We start from the raw sequence: 17,189 nt of genomic DNA, 5'->3' as shown, positions 1-17,189 counted from the left end.
GTTAGCGGTGGCTGGACATGAATTGCTTGCAACGCGCCGAGGTCGGGTTTTCGAAGACCTGCTGCGGCGATCCTTGCTCTTCGACCAGGCCCTGGTGCAGGAAGACCACTTCACTGGACACCTGGCGGGCAAAGTTCATCTCGTGCGTCACCAGCAGCATGGTACGGCCTTCTTCGGCCAGGGCGCGGATGACGTTAAGCACTTCCTGGACCATCTCCGGATCGAGCGCCGAGGTTGGCTCGTCGAACAGGATGACCTTGGGCTTCATGGCCAGGGTACGGGCGATGGCGGCACGTTGTTGCTGGCCACCGGAAAGCTGGGCAGGGTAGCTGTGGCGCTTGTCGAAGATGCCGACCTTGTTCAGCAGCGCCTCGGCATGCTCGATGGCCTCGGCCTTGCTCTGGCCGAGCACGCGGCGCGGCGCCTCGATGATGTTGTCGAGGATCGACATGTGCGGCCACAGGTTGAAATTCTGGAAGACAAAGCCGATCTCGCTGCGCAGGCGGTTGATCTGGCGGTTGTCGGCGGCGATCAGGTCGCCGTTTTTCTGCGCCTTGAGCTTGAGGGCTTCACCGGCGACCAGGATCTCGCCCTGGTGCGGGTTCTCCAGCAGATTGATGCAGCGCAGCAGGGTGGACTTGCCAGAGCCGGACGAGCCGAGGATGGAGATCACGTCACCGTCGCGCGCGGTCAGCGAAATGCCCTTGAGAATTTCCTGCTCGCCATAGCGTTTGTGCAGGTTGCGGATTTCCAGCGCGGGCGTGGCCTGAGCCATTTGCGGTCCTCATGTGTTCGGGTGCGTTCCCAGCTGTTGGCGGCCTTCCTGGCGAGCGCCACGCTAGCATAGCGGCGCAACGGCGGCCAACCGGGTCGCGGGGTGCTCGGGTCGCTGGTGGGACAGTTTGTCGCATCGCTGCAGTGGACTGTCGCCAGGATGTCCGCAATAGCGTTTTGCCCAGCACCGGAGCCTTGATGAAAAAAGGCGCGATGGTGCCAGCTTTGGCCCGGTCTGGGAAGCCGTTTTTAGCCGGGTGGCACTGTGTCGCGGACTTGACGGGGGCAAGGTTGCGCCTGTTGGTTGCGCTTTCTGATGCGCAGAATTCGTGCACAGGTGTTACCCAGGAGCACCTTTGGTGCGTTTGTAAGTGGGTATTTCAGTAATCCAGACTTGGCATGGGGTTTTGGTGGCCTTTCGGTCAAAGCTTGGCGCAATGCCCTGCAAGCCGCGCCGTTATTGGTGGCAGAAACATTTCAGACGAAAGTCATTCTCAGGTGGCCCGCTTATTGCCCTCTGGAAACCACTGAATGCGGCGACGCCTATCCACACCTCGGCGCGCTGGCCAGTCATTCGTGTAGTCCACCTCCTTACAAAGGTAGTTTTATGAGCGGTAACAATTCCAATGACCTCGCTCAGGGGCTCAAGCAACGGCATGTGACCATGCTGTCCATCGCCGGCGTGATCGGCGCAGGGCTGTTCGTCGGCTCCGGCCACGCCATCGCCGCCGCCGGCCCCGCCGTGCTGCTGGCCTACGCCGCGGCCGGTACCCTGGTCGTGCTGGTGATGCGCATGCTCGGCGAAATGGCCGTCGCCTCGCCTGACACCGGTTCCTTCTCCACCTACGCCGACCGCGCCATCGGGCGCTGGGCCGGTTTCACCATCGGCTGGCTGTACTGGTGGTTCTGGGTGCTGGTGATTCCGCTGGAGGCCAACGCCGCCGCCGCCATCCTGCATGCCTGGTTCCCCTCGGTGGACCTGTGGGCGTTCTCGTTGATCATTACCCTGGCGCTGACCATCACCAACCTGTTCAGCGTGAAGAACTATGGTGAGTTCGAATTCTGGTTCGCCCTGCTCAAGGTGCTGGCGATCATCGGCTTCATCGTCGTCGGTTGCGCGGCCATGTTCGGCATGGTGCCGAGCAGCCAGATCAGCGGCGTCAGCCACCTGTTCGACACCCAGGGCTTCATGCCCAATGGCCTGGGCGCGGTGCTGGCCGCCATGCTGACCACCATGTTCTCGTTCATGGGGACCGAGATCGTCACCATCGCCGCCGCCGAATCGAAGGATCCGGGCAAGCAGATCAGCCGCGCCACCAACTCGGTGATCTGGCGTATCTGCCTGTTCTACCTGGTGTCGATCTTCCTGGTCGTGGCCATGGTGCCGTGGAACGATCCGGCCCTGGCCGAGAAAGGTTCCTACCAGACTGTCCTCAGCCTGATCGGCGTGCCGAACGCCAAGCTGATCGTCGACATCGTCGTGCTGATCGCCGTGACCAGCTGCCTGAACTCGGCGCTGTACACCTCTTCGCGCATGCTCTTCTCCCTGAGCAAGCGTGGCGACGCCCCGGCGGTTGCCCAGCGCACCACCAAGGCCGGCACCCCGCACTGGGCTGTGCTGTTGTCCACCGCCGCAGCCTTCCTGTGTGTGTTCGCCAACTTCCTGGCCCCGGCCGCGGTGTTCGAGTTCCTGCTGGCCAGCTCCGGCGCCATCGCCCTGCTGGTGTATCTGGTGATCGCCGTGTCGCAACTGCGCATGCGCAGCCAGCGTGAAGCCAAGGGCGAGAAGATCTCGTTCAAGATGTGGATGTTCCCCGGCCTGACCTGGGCGACCATCGCCTTCATCATCGCCGTGCTGGCGGTGATGGCGCTGCGCGAGGATCACCGTGCCGAGATCATCGCCACGGCAATCCTGAGCATTGGTGTGGTGGCAGCTGGTCTGCTGGTGCACCGCAAGCGTGGCGCTGCTGCGCGTGTGGCGTTGGATAGCTGATCCACAAGTGAAATGAAAAGGCCGCGTCCTGTGAAGGGCGCGGCCTTTTTTGTCTGCACAGGTTTTGGAAGCGGGAGCGGTTCGACTCAGCCGAACTGCTTCTGCTGTTGCTGCTGCTTGGCCACGACCTCCGAGGCGGTGACATAGGCGTCCTGGAACTCGTCGCTCTCCAGCCAGGCCATGGTCGCGTCCTCGTCGGCGCCGTCCAGCCATTTGCGGTAGGCGGTGAACACCAGGACGATATAGTCGGTGGCGTGCTCTTCCTTGTGGCCCTTGAGCACCAGTGCCAGCAGTGGATCGACCAGGAACACCGAGATCATCGGCACTAGACCGTTTGCCTGGGCTTCCTTCATCTTTTCGAACAGACTGTCGTAGCTGCCCGATTCCATGGCCTTGTTGAACACCTGCTCGACACTGGCGCTGTCGCCGGCGCTGGCCTTGACCGCCTGGCCGCTGCGCACCATGCGGTTCTGCTTGGCCTTGGTGGCGGCGCGCTTGGCGCGTTTCTGTTGCTTGGTGCTGGTGGCCATGGGTGGATCCTTGGGATGACTGGTAAAGGCGCGTATTGAAGCGTAGTTGCGCGAGAAACCCAAGAGGCCGCCTAGCGGCCCCAAAGTGTTCAGCTTACCAGCGCCGCCGGTTCATCCTCTTCGAACCCACGCGAAGCCCGCCCGACCAGCAACGGATCCGGTGCATGCGCCACGCTGTGGTCCTTGCCTGGATAATCCAGCGAGTGCAGGAAGTGACGAATGCAGTTGATCCGCGCGCGCTTCTTGTCGTCCGACTTGATCACCGTCCATGGCGCATCGGCCGTGTCGGTATGGAAGAACATCGCTTCCTTGGCAGCGGTGTAGTCCTCCCACTTGTCCAGCGACTTGATGTCGATGGGCGAGAGTTTCCAGTGCTTGAGCGGGTCGTCGCGGCGAGAAATGAAACGGCGCAACTGCTCCTCGCGGTTCACCGAGAACCAGAACTTGAACAACAGGATGCCACTGTTGCACAGCATGCGTTCGAGGTCAGGTGCCTGGCGCATGAACTCCAGGTATTGCAGCGGCGAGCAGAAGTCCATCACCTTTTCGACCCCGGCGCGGTTGTACCAGGAGCGATCAAAGAACACCATTTCACCAGCGGTGGGCAGGTGTTGCACATAACGCTGGAAGTACCACTGGCCCTTTTCCTGCTCGGAAGGCTTCTCCAGTGCCACGATCCGCGCACCGCGCGGGTTCAGGTGTTCCATGAAGCGTTTGATGGTGCCGCCCTTGCCCGCGGCATCACGGCCCTCGAACAGTACGACGATGCGCTGGCCGGTTTCCTTCACCCAGTTCTGCACCTTGAGCAGCTCGATCTGCAGGTCGTGCTTGGCCTTCTCGTAGTCCTGGCGGCGCATGCGCGTACGGTAGGGGTAGCTGGCCGGCAGGCGTGCCGAGGTACTGTCCTCGCTGCTGCCCTTGCGGGCGTTGGCCACTTCCAGGGCGGCGGGCTGTTGGCTGACCTGGGTAATGGTCTCTGGCGCGGCGGCGCTGGCGACCGGCTTGCGCTGGCGCGGACGACGGGTGCGAGGGCTGGGCTTGACGCTGCTGCCGGCCTCGGCAGGCGATGGCAGGAGGAGGGTGGCGGATTCTTCGCTCATGGAGGTCCTTGCGGGGTCGTTCGAATGTCCACCTGCCATCCTATGAGCGCATGGCAAGTGGCTTTTTGATGTCGATCAACCGGGCATGAAGGAGCTAGAAGAAAAATCGCAGGCAACAAAAAACCCGCACTAGGCGGGTTTCTTGTGTCGCTTCGGGTAACTTTGCAACCACCAGAAGCTGAAGGTGGTGCCCAGAGACGGAGTCGAACCGCCGACACGAGGATTTTCAATCCTCTGCTCTACCGACTGAGCTATCTGGGCGACGGGGTGAATTAAATAGATTTTCTCAGAGGCCGTCAACGACTTTTTCAAAAAAATTTAAATTAATTCCGTCGGTTACGTTTTCTGGGGTCAATTCGAGGGTGGAACGTAGCCTTCGGCCTGGGCGTAGTCTTCACCGGCGAAGAACTTGTCCATCTCGGCCTGGATGAATTTGCGGTCCTCGGCATTCATCATGTTCAGGCGCTTCTCGTTGATCAGCATGGTCTGGTGGTCCTGCCACTCCTTCCAGGCCTTCTGCGAGATGTGCTCGAAGATGTCCTGGCCCTTGGCGCCCGGGTAGGGTGGGCGGTCGAGGCCTGGGAGTTCTTCGTTGTACTTGCGGCACTTCACGGTGCGGGTCATCGCTTCTCTCCTGCAATCAGTTCGTCGGCCGCGCGTTGCAGCAGCTTCTTGACCGGGGCGGCGAGGCCCAGGCGCGGCGGGGTGGCGAGGTTATACCAGAGCCAGTCGGGCTCGGCCACGTGCGCGCCGAGGGGGTCGACACGCACCAGCCATGGCTCGATGGCCAGCTGGAAATGGCTGAAGGTGTGGGTCAGTCCGTCGAGCGCCTGGCTGCCGGCCAGGCGCAGGCCGTGCTGGTAGGCGAGGTCTTCGAGCTGCTCGAGGCTGTCCAGCTCCGGCAGGCTCCACAGGCCGCCCCACAGGCCGGTGGAGGGCCGACGATAGAGCAGGATCGCGCCTTCGTGGTTGGTCAGCAGCGGCATCAGGGTCTTGCGCTGGGGCAGGGCCTTGCGCGGCTTGGGCTCGGGGTAGCGGGTCTCTTCGCCGTGCAGGTGCGCTTCGCAACCGCGTTGCAACGGGCAGATCAGGCAGTTGGGCTTGCTGCGCGTGCACAGCGTCGCGCCCATGTCCATCATCGCCTGGGTGTAGTGGTTGGCCCGGGTCATCGGTGTGAAGCGCTCGGCGCTGGCCCACAGCTGGTTGGCCACCTTCGGCTCGCCCGGGTACCCGGCCTGGGCGGTGAAGCGGGCCAGTACGCGCTTGACGTTGCCGTCGAGGATCGGCGCGCGGATGCCCATGCTGATGCTGGCGATGGCCCCGGCGGTGGAGCGGCCGATACCGGGCAGCTCGGTGAGCTGCTCGACGCTGCGCGGGAACTCGCCGCCATGTCGCTCGACGACGATCTTAGCGGCCTTTTGCAGGTTACGGGCACGGGTGTAGTAGCCCAGGCCCGTCCACAGGTGCAGCACCTCGTCCTCCGGCGCCTCGGCCAGCGCCTGCACGGTGGGCAGGGCCTGCATGAAGCGGTCGAAGTAGTTGAGCACGGTGCTGACCTGGGTCTGCTGCAACATGATTTCAGACACCCACACCCGATACGGGGTGATGCCCTGTTGCCAGGGCAGGTCATGCCGACCGTGCTGGTCGTACCAGTCCAGCACGGCGCTGGAGAACTGCTGGGGTGTCATCGCTTGAACAGCCCCTTCAATGCATCTTTGAGTTCAGGGCTCACCTTGTCTCCGAGTTTCTCTTCGAGCTTTTCATCGATCTTGTCCTTGAGGCGGTTGCCGGCAAGCTTGGCGGCAACCTTGCCCAGGCCGTCCTGGTCCAGGCGGCAGGCCTTGGCACCCAACTCCAGCGGGCCGCGGCAGCGCAGCGGCACTTCGACGCCGACATAGCGCTCGTTGACCTGGCAGGCCGGGTCGGGCATGGCGCGTTGGTCGCCTTCGACGACCACGCCGACGTTGTAGTCCATGCCCAGCACGCGCAGGTCGAGGTCACCGTGGCCGTTGACGGTCAGGCCCGGGATACGCACCTTGAGGTCCGGATTGCTGGCCACGCCGTTACGCATTACCAGGCTGCCGCGCAGCTCCTGGAACGGCGTGTCCTTGCCACGGGGTTCGCCGCTGAGCTGCTTGCGGTTGAGGGTGGCGATGGCCTGGCACAGTTGCTGTTCCAGGTTGGCATTGACCAGCACGCCGTCGTTGATGGTGAAGCTGGCATTGCCATTGAGCGTATCGACCAGTGCCTTCTGGCTGTTGCCGGTAGCGGTGAGGTCACTGTTCAGGGTCAGCAGGCCCTTGACCGGCGGTGCCTGTTCCGGGGATTCACGCTTGATGAAATGTTCGACTGGCACGCGGTTTATCTTGGTGTTCACGCCGATCTGCGGCACGGCAGGGCGTACATCCACGGTGCCCTTGGCCTCGAAGGTGCCGTTGTACAAGGCGCCGCGCAGGGTCTGCAGGGTGACCAGGCCGCCTTGGCCGCTGGCGGTCAGCTGCGCGTCGCTGATCGGCAGCCTGTCCAGCGTCAGGGCGCCGAACGACAGGTCGGCCTGCAGATCGAGGGCGCGCAGGCGATCGACCGGCAGCAGCTTGTCGCTGCTCCAGGCGACTTGCGTCGGTGCGTCGGGTAGCGGCGTGGAGCCGGCGCCGGCGACGGCAGTGGCTTCCTGCTGCTTGACCTCGGCCTGGCGCGCAGCGGTGGCACCCTTGGCTTCCTCGCTCTTGGCCGGCAGGTAGCGGTCGGCGTCGAACTTGTCGCCCTTGAGGCGCACGCGCAGGGCCTGCTTGGCGAAGTCTTCCACGGCGACCCGGCCGGTGAAGGTGCTGTCGTCCAGCTTCACCGCCAGGTCTTCGAGGGCGATGCTGTTCGGCGTGCCTTGCAGGCGGGTGACCAGTTCCAGCTTCTTGAACGCTGCCGCGTCGGCGGTGGCGGGCAGCGGGTGGCCGATACCGTCGAGGAAGGTGCGCAGGTCGAACTGGGCGATGGACAGGCCGCCGCTGACCTGCGGCGTCTTGTCGAGGTCGCGCACGTTCAGCTCGCCCAGGGCGCGCAACTGGTTGGCCGAGACCTTCAGGCCGCTCCATGAGGCGACATTGGCCGCCAGGTCGACCAACACCTGGCCTTGGGCGGCGAAGGTCATGGTCTTGCCGGCCAGTGGCTCGCCCGAGGTTTCGCCAGACAGGCGCATGTCCTCGAGGTTGTAGCGCTTGAGACGCCGGTCGAAGCGCAGTTCGCCGGTCAGTTCGGTACGCGCCTTCAGGTTCGGCTGGCTGGCGCTGAGGAAGGCGCTGGCCTTGAGCGGGATGTTCACACCTTCGTGCACGGGGCCGGTGCTCAACTGAATGCTTTCTGCGCCGTAGGTCTGGCCGGCTTTCTCGTCGGTATAAAGCACGCGGGCGTTGTTGACGGTCAGGCTGTCGATATCGAGCTTGACCGAGCGCTCGCCACTTTCCGGCTTGGCAGGTTCCGTCGCTGAGCTTGCATCGGGCGTGCTTGTCGGCGCGTTGGCGATCGCCGGGTCCGGCAATGGCTTGCCGATGTCTTCCCAGTTGCCATGGCCGTTGGCATCGCGGGTCAGCGTCAGGTTGAGGCCTTCGACCCGCACGTCGCTCATCTGCACTTCACGGCGCAGCAGCGGCAGCACGCGTACAGACAGGCCGAGCATCTGCAGGTCGGCGAATGGCACCTTGGGGTTTTTCAGCGTGGCGATGCTGGCCTCGTGCAGTTCCAGGCCCAGCCAGGGGAACAGGCTCCAGCCGATGTCGCCGTTGAGGGTCAGTTCCACGTGGGCCTTGTCACGGGCCAGCTGGCGGATTTCTTCTTTGTAGTCGTTGGGATCGAATAGGTGGGTCAGGGCGAAGCCCAGCGCCACGATGATCAGCAACAACCCGAGAAGCCCCAGCCCCAGGATTTTGCCGAACGCTTTCATGGGCGAGTCCTTGTAGTCCGATTATGAATTTCAGCGGCGAGTATAGCGCTGTGGCACTTGGCTCTGCGTATCCGACATTTCGACAGTGGCAATGGCAGCAGTTCATTTATTGCTTGTCCTGGCCTCATCGCCGGCAAGCCGGCTCCCACAGCGACCGCGCAGGCCTCAAGACTTGCGTTGTCCCTGTGGGAGCCGGCTTGCTGGCGATGCAGACGCCACCGATAGCGGATTGATCGTTTCAGTTGACAAAAAAAACACGATATCAGATTGCTTTCATGTCACCCGCTGCTGGTAATCTTGCGCCCGCCCGTGGAGCCCCGCGACCCATTGTCGCGGGTGATGCCTGAAGCGGCCGGGCTGCCTTGCGTGCAGCCATACAGAGCCGTCCACGCGCACAGCCCACCTACAAAAGGATCAATCCATGAACAGCAGTATCACGGCGGGAGCGGCGGCGAGCACGCCGGGCTTCCTGTCGAAGGAGCGCATCATCGCCCGCCCGGGCTTCAACCGCTGGCTGGTGCCGCCGGCGGCCCTGGCCATTCACCTGTGCATCGGCATGGCCTATGGCTTCTCGGTGTTCTGGCTGCCGCTGTCCCAGGCCCTGGGTGTCAGCGCGCCAGTGGCCTGCGCCGCCGACATGGGCTTCGTCGCCCGTCTGTTCAGCGCCGAGTGCGACTGGCCGATCTCCATGCTCAGCTGGATCTACACCCTGTTCTTCGTGTTCCTCGGCTGCTCTGCCGCGGTACTTGGTGGCTGGTTGGAGCACGCCGGCCCGCGCAAGGCCGGCCTGGTCTCGGCACTGTGCTGGTGCGGCGGCTTGCTGATCTCGGCGATTGGCGTGAAGACCCACCAGCTGTGGTTGATGTGGCTGGGTTCGGGGGTGATCGGCGGGATCGGCCTGGGCCTTGGCTACATTTCGCCAGTGTCTACCCTGATCAAGTGGTTCCCGGACAAGCGCGGCATGGCCACCGGCATGGCGATCATGGGCTTTGGTGGAGGTGCCATGGTGGGCGCTCCTCTGGCCACCGCGCTCATGGGCCACTTCGGCAGCGCGACCGAGGTGGGCGTATGGCAGAGCTTTGTCGCCATGGCCGCGATCTACTTCGTGTTCATGACCGCGGGCGCCCTGGCCTACCGAGTGCCGCCAACCGGCTGGAAGCCCGAAGGCTGGACACCGCCGGCGAAGAAAGCCAACGCCATGGTTACCGACCGCCACGTGCATGTGAGCGTGGCCTGGAAAACCCCGCAGTTCGCCCTGGTGTGGTTGGTGCTGTGCCTGAACGTCTCGGCCGGTATCGGCATTCTCGGCATGGCTTCGCCACTGCTGCAGGAAGTGTTCGCCGGCAAGCTGCTGGGCAACGAGCTGACCTTCAGTGAGCTGAATGCCGCGCAACTGGCGCAGATTGCCGCGATTGCCGCCGGTTTCACCGGCCTGCTGAGCCTGTTCAACATCGGCGGGCGCTTCTTCTGGGCGTCGTTCTCCGACTATATCGGCCGCAAGAACACCTACTTCGCGTTCTTCGCCCTGGGCGTGGGGCTCTACAGTCTGGTGCCGAACATGGGTCACATCGGCAACGTGGCGCTGTTCGTGGCGGCCTTCTGCATCATCCTGTCGATGTACGGCGGCGGCTTCGCCACCGTGCCGGCGTACCTGGCCGACCTGTTCGGCACGCAGATGGTCGGTGCCATCCATGGTCGCCTGCTGACTGCCTGGGCGGCGGCCGGCGTACTCGGCCCGGTGCTGATCACCTACCTGCGCGAGGCGCAGCTGGCGGCGGGCGTGGAGCGGGCCGCGGCCTACGACATGACCCTGTACATCCTGGCCGGCCTGCTGGTGCTGGGGTTCATCTGCAACATGCTGGTACGCCCGGTGGCGGACAAGTACTTCATGACCGACGCCGAACTGGCGGCCGAGCGCGCGCTGAGCCATGACAAGGGCGCCGATTCCGCGCGTTCGCTGGAGTGGCACGCGGCGCCGGGCAGCCTGCCGCTGGTGCTGGTGGCCTGGGCGGTGGTGGTGATTCCGCTGGCCTGGGGGGTGTGGATCACCCTGCAGAAGACTGCGGTGCTGTTTCATTGATGGATGACACGGCTGGCTGACTGGCTGGCTTCAAGGGCCCTGTCGCGGGGCAAGTCGCATCGGCGCACCGCGATGGGGTCAACAGAAAAATCTGCTTGTATAGACCTGTAGGTCTCTCCCACCCCCGAATTACTAGCCCTGCCATATGTCATCCGCGTTTCAAGCTGGCGCGTTCTGGGCCTATAATGGAGCCCTTTTCGCCCAATGATTTTGCGGAGCTGGTGATGGTCGAACGTAAGGCTTCCGTCGAGCGCAATACCCTGGAAACCCAGGTCAAGTGCTCGATCAACCTCGATGGCAGCGGCAAGGCCCGATTTGAAATCGGCGTGCCTTTCCTTGAACACATGCTCGACCAGATCGCTCGGCATGGGCTGATCGACCTGGACATCGAGTGCAAGGGCGACCTGCATATCGACGACCACCATACCGTCGAGGACGTCGGCATCACCCTGGGCATGGCATTCGCCCAGGCCATCGGCGACAAGAAAGGCATCTTCCGCTATGGCCATGCCTATGTGCCGCTGGACGAGGCCCTGTCGCGCGTGGTCATCGACTTCTCCGGTCGTCCGGGCCTGCAGATGCACGTGCCGTATACCCGCGCCACCGTGGGCGGCTTCGATGTCGACCTGTTCCAGGAGTTCTTCCAGGGCTTCGTCAACCATGCCCTGGTGACCCTGCATATCGACAACCTGCGTGGCCACAACACCCACCACCAGATCGAGACCGTGTTCAAGGCGTTCGGCCGCGCGCTGCGCATGGCCGTTACCCTCGACGAGCGCATGGCCGGGCAGATGCCGTCCACCAAAGGGTGCCTGTAAATGCAGACGGTAGCCGTAATCGACTATGGCATGGGCAACCTGCACTCGGTGGCCAAGGCCCTGGAGCATGTGGGCGCCGGCAAGGTGCTGGTGACCAGCGATGCCGCGGTGATTCGTGAAGCCGACCGCGTGGTGTTCCCGGGCGTCGGCGCGATCCGCGACTGCATGGCCGAGATCCGCCGCCTGGGCTTCGACAGCCTGGTGCGAGAAGTCAGCCAGGACCGCCCGTTCCTCGGCATCTGCGTAGGCATGCAGGCCCTGCTCGAGCGCAGCGAGGAAAACGACGGTGTCGACTGCATCGGCCTGTTCCCCGGCCAGGTGCGCTTTTTCGGTAAAGACCTGAAGGAAGACGGCGAGCACCTGAAGGTGCCGCACATGGGCTGGAACGAAGTCGGCCAGACCATCGACCACCCGCTGTGGCATGACATCCCCGACCGTGCGCGTTTTTACTTCGTGCACAGCTACTTCATCGAGGCCGGCAAGCCGGGCCAGGTGGTCGGTCGCGGCCACTACGGCGTCGATTTCGCCGCCGCGCTGGCCGAAGGTTCGCGCTTCGCCGTGCAGTTCCACCCGGAGAAGAGCCATACCCATGGCCTGCAGCTGCTGCAGAACTTCGTCGCCTGGGACGGGCGCTGGTAAATGAGCCGATCGAAGACCAAGGCCCCGATCATCACCCTGACCCCGGAGCAGGAGCGCGAGGCGCTCGACACGCTCAAGCGCTTTCTCGAAGACCGCTTCGAGCTGGAGCTGGGGTCGTTCGAGGTGGCCGAGGTCCTCGAGCTGTTCAGCAAAGAGATTGCACCCCATTACTACAACAGGGCGATTGCCGATGTTCAGCTGCACCTCAAGGAGCGGTTCGAGAGCATCGAAAGCGACCTGTGGGCGCTCGAGAAGCCCTGAATTCCAACGATTAGACAGGTTCCTCACATGCTGATTATCCCCGCTATCGATCTCAAGGACGGTGCCTGCGTACGCCTGCGCCAAGGCCGCATGGAAGACTCCACGGTATTTTCCGACGACCCGGTGAGCATGGCCGCCAAATGGGTCGAGGGTGGTTGCCGCCGCCTGCACCTGGTCGACCTAAACGGCGCTTTCGAAGGCCAGCCGGTCAACGGTGAAGTGGTCACGGCTATCGCCAAGCGCTATCCGACCCTGCCGATCCAGATCGGCGGTGGCATTCGCTCGCTGGAAACCATCGAGCACTACGTCAAGGCTGGTGTCAGCTACGTGATCATCGGCACCAAGGCGGTCAAGCAGCCTGAGTTCGTCGCCGAAGCGTGCAAGGCGTTCCCTGGCAAGGTCATCGTCGGCCTGGACGCCAAGGACGGTTTCGTCGCCACTGACGGCTGGGCCGAAGTGAGCAGCGTGCAGGTCATAGACCTGGCCAAGCGTTTCGAGGCCGATGGCGTCTCGGCGATCGTCTACACCGACATCGCCAAGGACGGCATGATGCAGGGCTGCAACGTGCCCTTCACCAAGGCCCTGGCCGAAGCCACGCGTATTCCGGTGATCGCCTCGGGCGGCATCCACAACCTGGGCGATATCAAGGCCCTGCTGGACGCCAAGGCACCAGGCATCATCGGCGCCATCACCGGCCGTGCCATCTACGAAGGCACCCTCGACGTCGCCGAGGCCCAGGCCTTCTGCGACAACTACCAAGGCTGAGGAGCGACCATGGCACTGGCCAAGCGCATCATCCCTTGCCTGGACGTGGATAACGGCCGGGTGGTCAAGGGCGTCAAGTTCGAGAACATCCGCGATGCCGGCGACCCGGTGGAGATCGCCCGGCGCTACGACGAGCAGGGCGCCGACGAGATCACCTTCCTCGACATCACCGCCAGCGTCGATGGCCGTGACACCACCCTGCATACCGTCGAGCGCATGGCCAGCCAGGTATTCATCCCGCTGACCGTGGGTGGTGGCGTGCGCACCGTGCAGGACATCCGCAACCTGCTCAACGCCGGTGCCGACAAGGTGTCGATCAACACCGCCGCGGTGTTCAACCCGGAGTTCGTGGGCGAGGCGGCGGACCGTTTCGGTTCGCAGTGCATCGTCGTTGCCATCGACGCCAAGAAAGTCTCCGGCCCGGGTGAAACCCCGCGCTGGGAGATCTTCACCCACGGCGGGCGCAAGCCTACCGGGCTGGATGCGGTGGAGTGGGCGAAGAAGATGGAAGGCCTGGGGGCTGGCGAGATCCTGCTTACCAGCATGGACCAGGATGGCATGAAGAATGGCTTCGACCTGGGCGTGACCCGCGCCATCAGCGATGCACTGGGGATCCCGGTGATTGCTTCCGGTGGCGTAGGCAACCTGCAGCACCTGGCCGACGGTATCCTGGAAGGGCATGCCAGCGCGGTGCTGGCGGCGAGCATCTTCCACTTTGGCGAGTACACGGTACCGGAAGCCAAGGCCTACATGGCTTCGCGCGGTATTGTCGTACGCTGAAAAAATGATTGGGGCCGCAACGCGGCCCCAATTGAATCACCCGTGATTCTTGCCGAGCAACGCGTGATACAACTCGGTATCCCCGAGTATCCCCACCACCTTGTCGTTATCCTGCAGCACTAGCTTGTTGCCGGTTTGATAACGGATCTGCAGTGCCTCGCGCATGCCGATATCGGCGTGCACCACGGTTGGCCTGCGCTCCAGCAAGCCGACGTCCTGCCCTGGCGCCCAGTTCTGCATGTCCAGGCCATTCTGGCCCTGGCGTGCGCGCTTGAGCGAGCCGCCTTCGCCAAGGTCCAGCCATGAGTCGATGCCAGGGTCCAGGCACACCGAACCGTTGACCCGCCGGCAATTGTCCAGGCTGCGCATCAGGCTGCGGCCGCACAGCACGTTGAGCGGGTTGGTGTGGGCGACGAAGGTGCGCACGTATTCGTCGGCCGGGTTGAGCACGATCTCTTCCGGCTTGCTGTACTGGATGATGCGCCCGTCCTTCATGATAGCGATGCGGCTGCCCAGTTTCAGCGCCTCGTCCAGGTCATGGCTGACGAACACGATGGTCTTGCTCAGCTTGCTCTGCAGGGCCAGCAATTCGTCCTGCAGACCCTGGCGGATCAGCGGGTCGAGTGCCGAGAATGGCTCGTCCATCAGCAGGATGTCGGCGTCCATCGCCAGCGCCCGGGCCAGGCCCACGCGCTGCTGCATGCCACCGGAGAGTTCGTCCGGTTTCTTGTTGCGCCACTGGGTCAGGCCCACCAGCTCGAGCTTTTCATCCACCAGCTTGCGCCGTTCCTTCTCTGGCCGGCCCTGCATCTCCAGGCCGAAGCTGATGTTCTCGCGCACCGTCAGCCAGGGCATCAGGGCGAACTTCTGGAACACCATGGCGATGCGCTTGGTGCGCATCATCTTTAGTTCTGCCGGGGTGCAGTGGGCGATGTCGATGTGCTTGCCTTCGTGCTCGACGAACAGCTTGCCGCGGCTCACGGTGTTGAGGCCGTTGATGCAGCGCAGCAGGCTGGACTTGCCCGAGCCGGACAGGCCCATCAGTACGCAGATCTCGCCCTTGTTGATGTCCAGGTTGGCCTTTTCGACGCCGACCACCAGGCCCGTCTGCTTGAGGATCTGCTCGCGGGTCTTGCCCTGGTCGAGCAGGGCCAGCGCCTCGCGCGGCTTGCTGGAGAAGATGACGTCGACGTCTTCGAAACGAATGATGCTCATGCCTCACCCCTTACCGGCAGCTCCGGTTGCTTGCAGATACGGTCGAGCATGATCGCCAGCAGCACGATGGCCAGGCCCGCTTCGAAGCCCAGGGAGATATCGGCGGTGTTCAGTGCGTTGACCACGGGTTTGCCCAGGCCGTCGGCGCCGACCAGGGCGGCGATCACCACCATCGACAGCGACAGCATGATGCATTGCGTCACCCCGGCGGCGATGCTCGGCATGGCGTGGGGCAGTTCGATGCGGGTCAGCAGCTGGCGGCGCGAGCAACCGAAGGCCTTGCCAGCGTCCATCAGCTCCTGCGGCACGTCGCAGATACCCAGGTAAGTCAGGCGGATGGGCGCTGCGATGGCGAATACCACGGTGGAGATCAGCCCCGGCACCACGCCCAGGCCGAACAGGGTCAGGGTCGGGATCAGGTAGACGAAGGTGGGCACGGTCTGCATCAGGTCCAGCACCGGGCGCATGGCGGTGTAGAACATCGGTTTGTGCGCGGCGGCGATGCCCAGCGGCACGCCGATGACCACGCAGACCACCGTGGCGAAGGTAACTTGCGCCAGGGTTTCCATGGTCTCCTGCCAGTAGCCCAGGTTGAGGATCAGCAGGAACGACAGGGCGACGAAGACGGTGAGCGCCCATTTGCGCTGGATCAGGTGCGCGAGGGCGGCGAACAGGGCGATGAGCACGAACGGGTTGAACCAGGTCAGGGCGCTGGTGACCCCATGGATCATGAACTCCAGGCCTGCGGCGATGGCGTCGAAGTAGCTGGCGCCATTCTGGGTCAACCATTCGACGAATGAGGCGATGTACTGCCCCAGGGGTATTTTCTGATCGATAAGCATGATAGCGAGCTTCCACCTGCAAAGATTGAAATCAGTCCGGGGTGGGCACGGTCCCACCCCGAGGTGTTGCCATGGCGTCTTGCGTTATTGCGTCAGTTTGGCCTTGGCCGCCTCAAGGCCGGGTTTGCCATCCACGGTGGTCACGCCGGCGAGCCAGGCGTCGAGTTTGCCAGGGTTGTCCTTCAGCCATTTCTTAGCGGCCGCCTCGGGCTTCATCTTGTCGTCCAGGACATAGCCCATCATGGTGCTTTCATCCTTGAGCTCGAACGACAGGTTCTTCAACAGCTGGCCAACGTTGCCGCATTCCTGTGCGTAGCCCTTGCGGGTGTTGGTCAGCACGGTGGCCTTGCCGAAGTCGGGACCGAAATAGGCATCCCCACCGGTCAGGTACTGCATCTTGAAGCGGGTGTTCATCGGGTGCGGTTCCCAGCCGAGGAAGACGATCGCGTCTTCACGCTTCTGCGCCCGGTCGACCTGGGCCAGCATGCCCGCCTCGCTGGACTGCACGATCTGGAACCCGGCGTCCTTCAGGCCGAAGGCGTTGTCGTCGATCATTTTCTGGATGGTGCGGTTGCCGTCGTTGCCCGGTTCGATACCGTAGATCTTGCCCTTGAGCTCCTGCTTGAACTTGGGAATGTCGGCGAAGTCCTTCAGGCCCTTGTCATACAAGGCCTGGGGCACGGCCAGGGTGTACTTGGCATTTTCCAGGTTGGCGCGCACGGTCTCGACGGTGCCGGCGTCACGGTACTGCTTGATGTCGTTCTCCATGGTCGGCATCCAGTTGCCGAGAAACACGTCGAGGTCCTTGCCGGTCGCCAGAGACTTGTAGGTCACCGGTACCGAGATCATGGTGGTGTGGGTCTTGTAGCCCAGGGCTTCGAGCACGACGCTGGTGGTCGCGGTGGTGACCGTGATGTCGGTCCAGCCGACATCGGAGAACCGCACCGTCTGACACTGCTCGGGTTCGGCGGCCTGGGCCAGCAGCGGAGCGGACAGCAACGCGACCAGCAACAGCTTGGGTGAACCTTTCATGGATGGACTCCTGTGATTTTATCTTCGGGTTCGCGTGGGCCGCCGGGCGTTCTCAGGGCTCCGGTCGACCAGGCCTGCAGAGGGCAGGATGCGAGGCCGTGCAATACGAGTCGCTTTCGATAATCCTCCAGCGTTCGGCAATCGCCTACTGGTGGCGTCGTATCCAGTACAGGACGGGTCGTATCCAGTACGGACGATGTCGCAACTGGATTTTTCCACCCCCATACCTCGGTTTTTGCGTCGTCCCGCCGCTGGAAAACGGCGCACGAAAGGCCCGTGCAGCGGCGGCGCTGCTGGACAAAAGTACGTCGGTTGCAGACGGCGAAGGGCTGGGCAAAAGCCCGATGATGCGAGCATTCAAGGCGGCTCGACTGTTTCAGCCTAGCAGTTGCTCCGCCCTGCGCCTGGCGCGCAGAGACAAGCCCA

General features: G+C 63.3%; 16 protein-coding genes and 1 tRNA gene. 7 read left to right on the top strand and 10 right to left on the bottom strand.

Annotation, left to right across the window (positions count from 1 at the left end):
* Nucleotide 1: 1 nt before the first annotated feature.
* Nucleotides 2-775, bottom strand: coding sequence for an ABC transporter ATP-binding protein (locus LU688_RS25985; RefSeq protein ID WP_046853793.1), 774 nt, complete (start codon nucleotides 773-775; stop codon nucleotides 2-4).
* Between the two features lie 606 nt (nucleotides 776-1,381).
* Between LU688_RS25985 and gabP the strand changes: the two genes are divergently transcribed.
* Nucleotides 1,382-2,767: a GABA permease gene (gabP, locus tag LU688_RS25980; protein ID WP_094010998.1), complete on the top strand. Its 1,386-nt coding sequence runs from the start codon at nucleotides 1,382-1,384 to the stop codon at nucleotides 2,765-2,767.
* A gap of 86 nt (nucleotides 2,768-2,853) precedes the next feature.
* On the opposite strand, the gene LU688_RS25975 is transcribed toward gabP, so the two are convergent.
* The 6 genes from LU688_RS25975 to LU688_RS25950 all read right to left on the bottom strand — a co-directional run bounded on the left by LU688_RS25975 (nucleotide 2,854) and on the right by LU688_RS25950 (nucleotide 8,331).
* Nucleotides 2,854-3,297 (bottom strand): hypothetical protein, encoded by a 444-nt coding sequence (locus LU688_RS25975; protein ID WP_094010999.1) that lies wholly within the window; start codon nucleotides 3,295-3,297, stop codon nucleotides 2,854-2,856.
* An 89-nt stretch (nucleotides 3,298-3,386) separates the two neighbouring features.
* Nucleotides 3,387-4,397, bottom strand: a complete 1,011-nt coding sequence (gene ppk2 / locus LU688_RS25970) for a polyphosphate kinase 2 (RefSeq protein WP_094011000.1) — start codon at nucleotides 4,395-4,397, stop codon at nucleotides 3,387-3,389.
* Nucleotides 4,398-4,582: 185 nt separating this feature from the next.
* Nucleotides 4,583-4,658: transfer RNA gene (locus LU688_RS25965), tRNA-Phe, on the bottom strand.
* Between the two features lie 90 nt (nucleotides 4,659-4,748).
* Nucleotides 4,749-5,021, bottom strand: coding sequence for an oxidative damage protection protein (locus LU688_RS25960; RefSeq protein ID WP_011536185.1), 273 nt, complete (start codon nucleotides 5,019-5,021; stop codon nucleotides 4,749-4,751).
* Nucleotides 5,018-6,085: an A/G-specific adenine glycosylase gene (mutY, locus tag LU688_RS25955; RefSeq protein WP_160290616.1), complete on the bottom strand. Its 1,068-nt coding sequence runs from the start codon at nucleotides 6,083-6,085 to the stop codon at nucleotides 5,018-5,020. Before mutY ends, LU688_RS25960 begins: the two co-directional genes overlap by 4 nt.
* Nucleotides 6,082-8,331 (bottom strand): AsmA family protein, encoded by a 2,250-nt coding sequence (locus LU688_RS25950; RefSeq protein WP_094011001.1) that lies wholly within the window; start codon nucleotides 8,329-8,331, stop codon nucleotides 6,082-6,084. Before LU688_RS25950 ends, mutY begins: the two co-directional genes overlap by 4 nt.
* A gap of 421 nt (nucleotides 8,332-8,752) precedes the next feature.
* Here LU688_RS25950 and LU688_RS25945 point away from each other — a divergent pair, with 421 nt between their 5' ends.
* From LU688_RS25945 to hisF, 6 genes are all read left to right on the top strand, one after another.
* Entirely contained in the window at nucleotides 8,753-10,411 is a 1,659-nt protein-coding gene (locus LU688_RS25945) for an OFA family MFS transporter (protein WP_046853801.1), read from the top strand.
* 224 nt (nucleotides 10,412-10,635) lie between these two features.
* Complete coding sequence (hisB, locus tag LU688_RS25940) at nucleotides 10,636-11,229, top strand: imidazoleglycerol-phosphate dehydratase HisB (protein WP_028688464.1); 594 nt, start codon at nucleotides 10,636-10,638, stop codon at nucleotides 11,227-11,229.
* On the top strand, nucleotides 11,230-11,868 hold the full coding sequence (hisH, locus tag LU688_RS25935) for an imidazole glycerol phosphate synthase subunit HisH (protein WP_046853802.1): 639 nt from the start codon (nucleotides 11,230-11,232) through the stop codon (nucleotides 11,866-11,868).
* Complete coding sequence (locus LU688_RS25930) at nucleotides 11,869-12,129, top strand: DUF2164 domain-containing protein (RefSeq protein WP_023629859.1); 261 nt, start codon at nucleotides 11,869-11,871, stop codon at nucleotides 12,127-12,129.
* Nucleotides 12,130-12,156: 27 nt separating this feature from the next.
* Complete coding sequence (hisA, locus tag LU688_RS25925; RefSeq protein ID WP_046853804.1) at nucleotides 12,157-12,894, top strand: 1-(5-phosphoribosyl)-5-[(5-phosphoribosylamino)methylideneamino]imidazole-4-carboxamide isomerase; 738 nt, start codon at nucleotides 12,157-12,159, stop codon at nucleotides 12,892-12,894.
* A gap of 9 nt (nucleotides 12,895-12,903) precedes the next feature.
* The gene (gene hisF, locus LU688_RS25920) at nucleotides 12,904-13,674 is read left to right on the top strand and encodes an imidazole glycerol phosphate synthase subunit HisF (RefSeq protein ID WP_023629858.1); all 771 of its coding nucleotides are present in this window, start codon (nucleotides 12,904-12,906) and stop codon (nucleotides 13,672-13,674) included.
* 36 nt (nucleotides 13,675-13,710) lie between these two features.
* Here the strand turns inward: hisF and choV are convergent, their stop codons facing one another.
* From choV to LU688_RS25905, 3 genes are all read right to left on the bottom strand, one after another.
* Entirely contained in the window at nucleotides 13,711-14,889 is a 1,179-nt protein-coding gene (choV, locus tag LU688_RS25915; RefSeq protein WP_023629857.1) for a choline ABC transporter ATP-binding protein, read from the bottom strand.
* Entirely contained in the window at nucleotides 14,886-15,734 is an 849-nt protein-coding gene (gene choW, locus LU688_RS25910) for a choline ABC transporter permease subunit (RefSeq protein ID WP_172402369.1), read from the bottom strand. Before choW ends, choV begins: the two co-directional genes overlap by 4 nt.
* An 81-nt stretch (nucleotides 15,735-15,815) precedes the next feature.
* Nucleotides 15,816-16,763, bottom strand: a complete 948-nt coding sequence (locus LU688_RS25905) for a choline ABC transporter substrate-binding protein (protein ID WP_023629855.1) — start codon at nucleotides 16,761-16,763, stop codon at nucleotides 15,816-15,818.
* Nucleotides 16,764-17,189: the final 426 nt, after the last annotated feature.

This window comes from Pseudomonas soli (assembly GCF_021283165.2).
GTDB lineage: Bacteria > Pseudomonadota > Gammaproteobacteria > Pseudomonadales > Pseudomonadaceae > Aquipseudomonas > Aquipseudomonas soli.
The sequence above is the reverse complement of the archived record's forward strand: the minus strand, read 5'-3'. Positions and strand labels throughout refer to the sequence as shown.

Excerpts from the sequence above, each read along its gene's own strand:
- LU688_RS25985 (WP_046853793.1), bottom strand. The coding sequence starts at position 775 with ATGGCTCAGGCCACGCCCGCGCTGGAAATCCGCAACCTGCACAAACGC.
- hisB (WP_028688464.1), top strand. The coding sequence starts at position 10,636 with ATGGTCGAACGTAAGGCTTCCGTCGAGCGCAATACCCTGGAAACCCAG.
- hisA (WP_046853804.1), top strand. The coding sequence starts at position 12,157 with ATGCTGATTATCCCCGCTATCGATCTCAAGGACGGTGCCTGCGTACGC.
- mutY (WP_160290616.1), bottom strand. The coding sequence starts at position 6,085 with ATGACACCCCAGCAGTTCTCCAGCGCCGTGCTGGACTGGTACGACCAG.
- hisF (WP_023629858.1), top strand. The coding sequence starts at position 12,904 with ATGGCACTGGCCAAGCGCATCATCCCTTGCCTGGACGTGGATAACGGC.
- LU688_RS25905 (WP_023629855.1), bottom strand. The coding sequence starts at position 16,763 with ATGAAAGGTTCACCCAAGCTGTTGCTGGTCGCGTTGCTGTCCGCTCCG.
- LU688_RS25960 (WP_011536185.1), bottom strand. The coding sequence starts at position 5,021 with ATGACCCGCACCGTGAAGTGCCGCAAGTACAACGAAGAACTCCCAGGC.
- gabP (WP_094010998.1), top strand. The coding sequence starts at position 1,382 with ATGAGCGGTAACAATTCCAATGACCTCGCTCAGGGGCTCAAGCAACGG.
- LU688_RS25950 (WP_094011001.1), bottom strand. The coding sequence starts at position 8,331 with ATGAAAGCGTTCGGCAAAATCCTGGGGCTGGGGCTTCTCGGGTTGTTG.
- LU688_RS25945 (WP_046853801.1), top strand. The coding sequence starts at position 8,753 with ATGAACAGCAGTATCACGGCGGGAGCGGCGGCGAGCACGCCGGGCTTC.
- LU688_RS25975 (WP_094010999.1), bottom strand. The coding sequence starts at position 3,297 with ATGGCCACCAGCACCAAGCAACAGAAACGCGCCAAGCGCGCCGCCACC.
- ppk2 (WP_094011000.1), bottom strand. The coding sequence starts at position 4,397 with ATGAGCGAAGAATCCGCCACCCTCCTCCTGCCATCGCCTGCCGAGGCC.
- LU688_RS25930 (WP_023629859.1), top strand. The coding sequence starts at position 11,869 with ATGAGCCGATCGAAGACCAAGGCCCCGATCATCACCCTGACCCCGGAG.
- choV (WP_023629857.1), bottom strand. The coding sequence starts at position 14,889 with ATGAGCATCATTCGTTTCGAAGACGTCGACGTCATCTTCTCCAGCAAG.
- hisH (WP_046853802.1), top strand. The coding sequence starts at position 11,230 with ATGCAGACGGTAGCCGTAATCGACTATGGCATGGGCAACCTGCACTCG.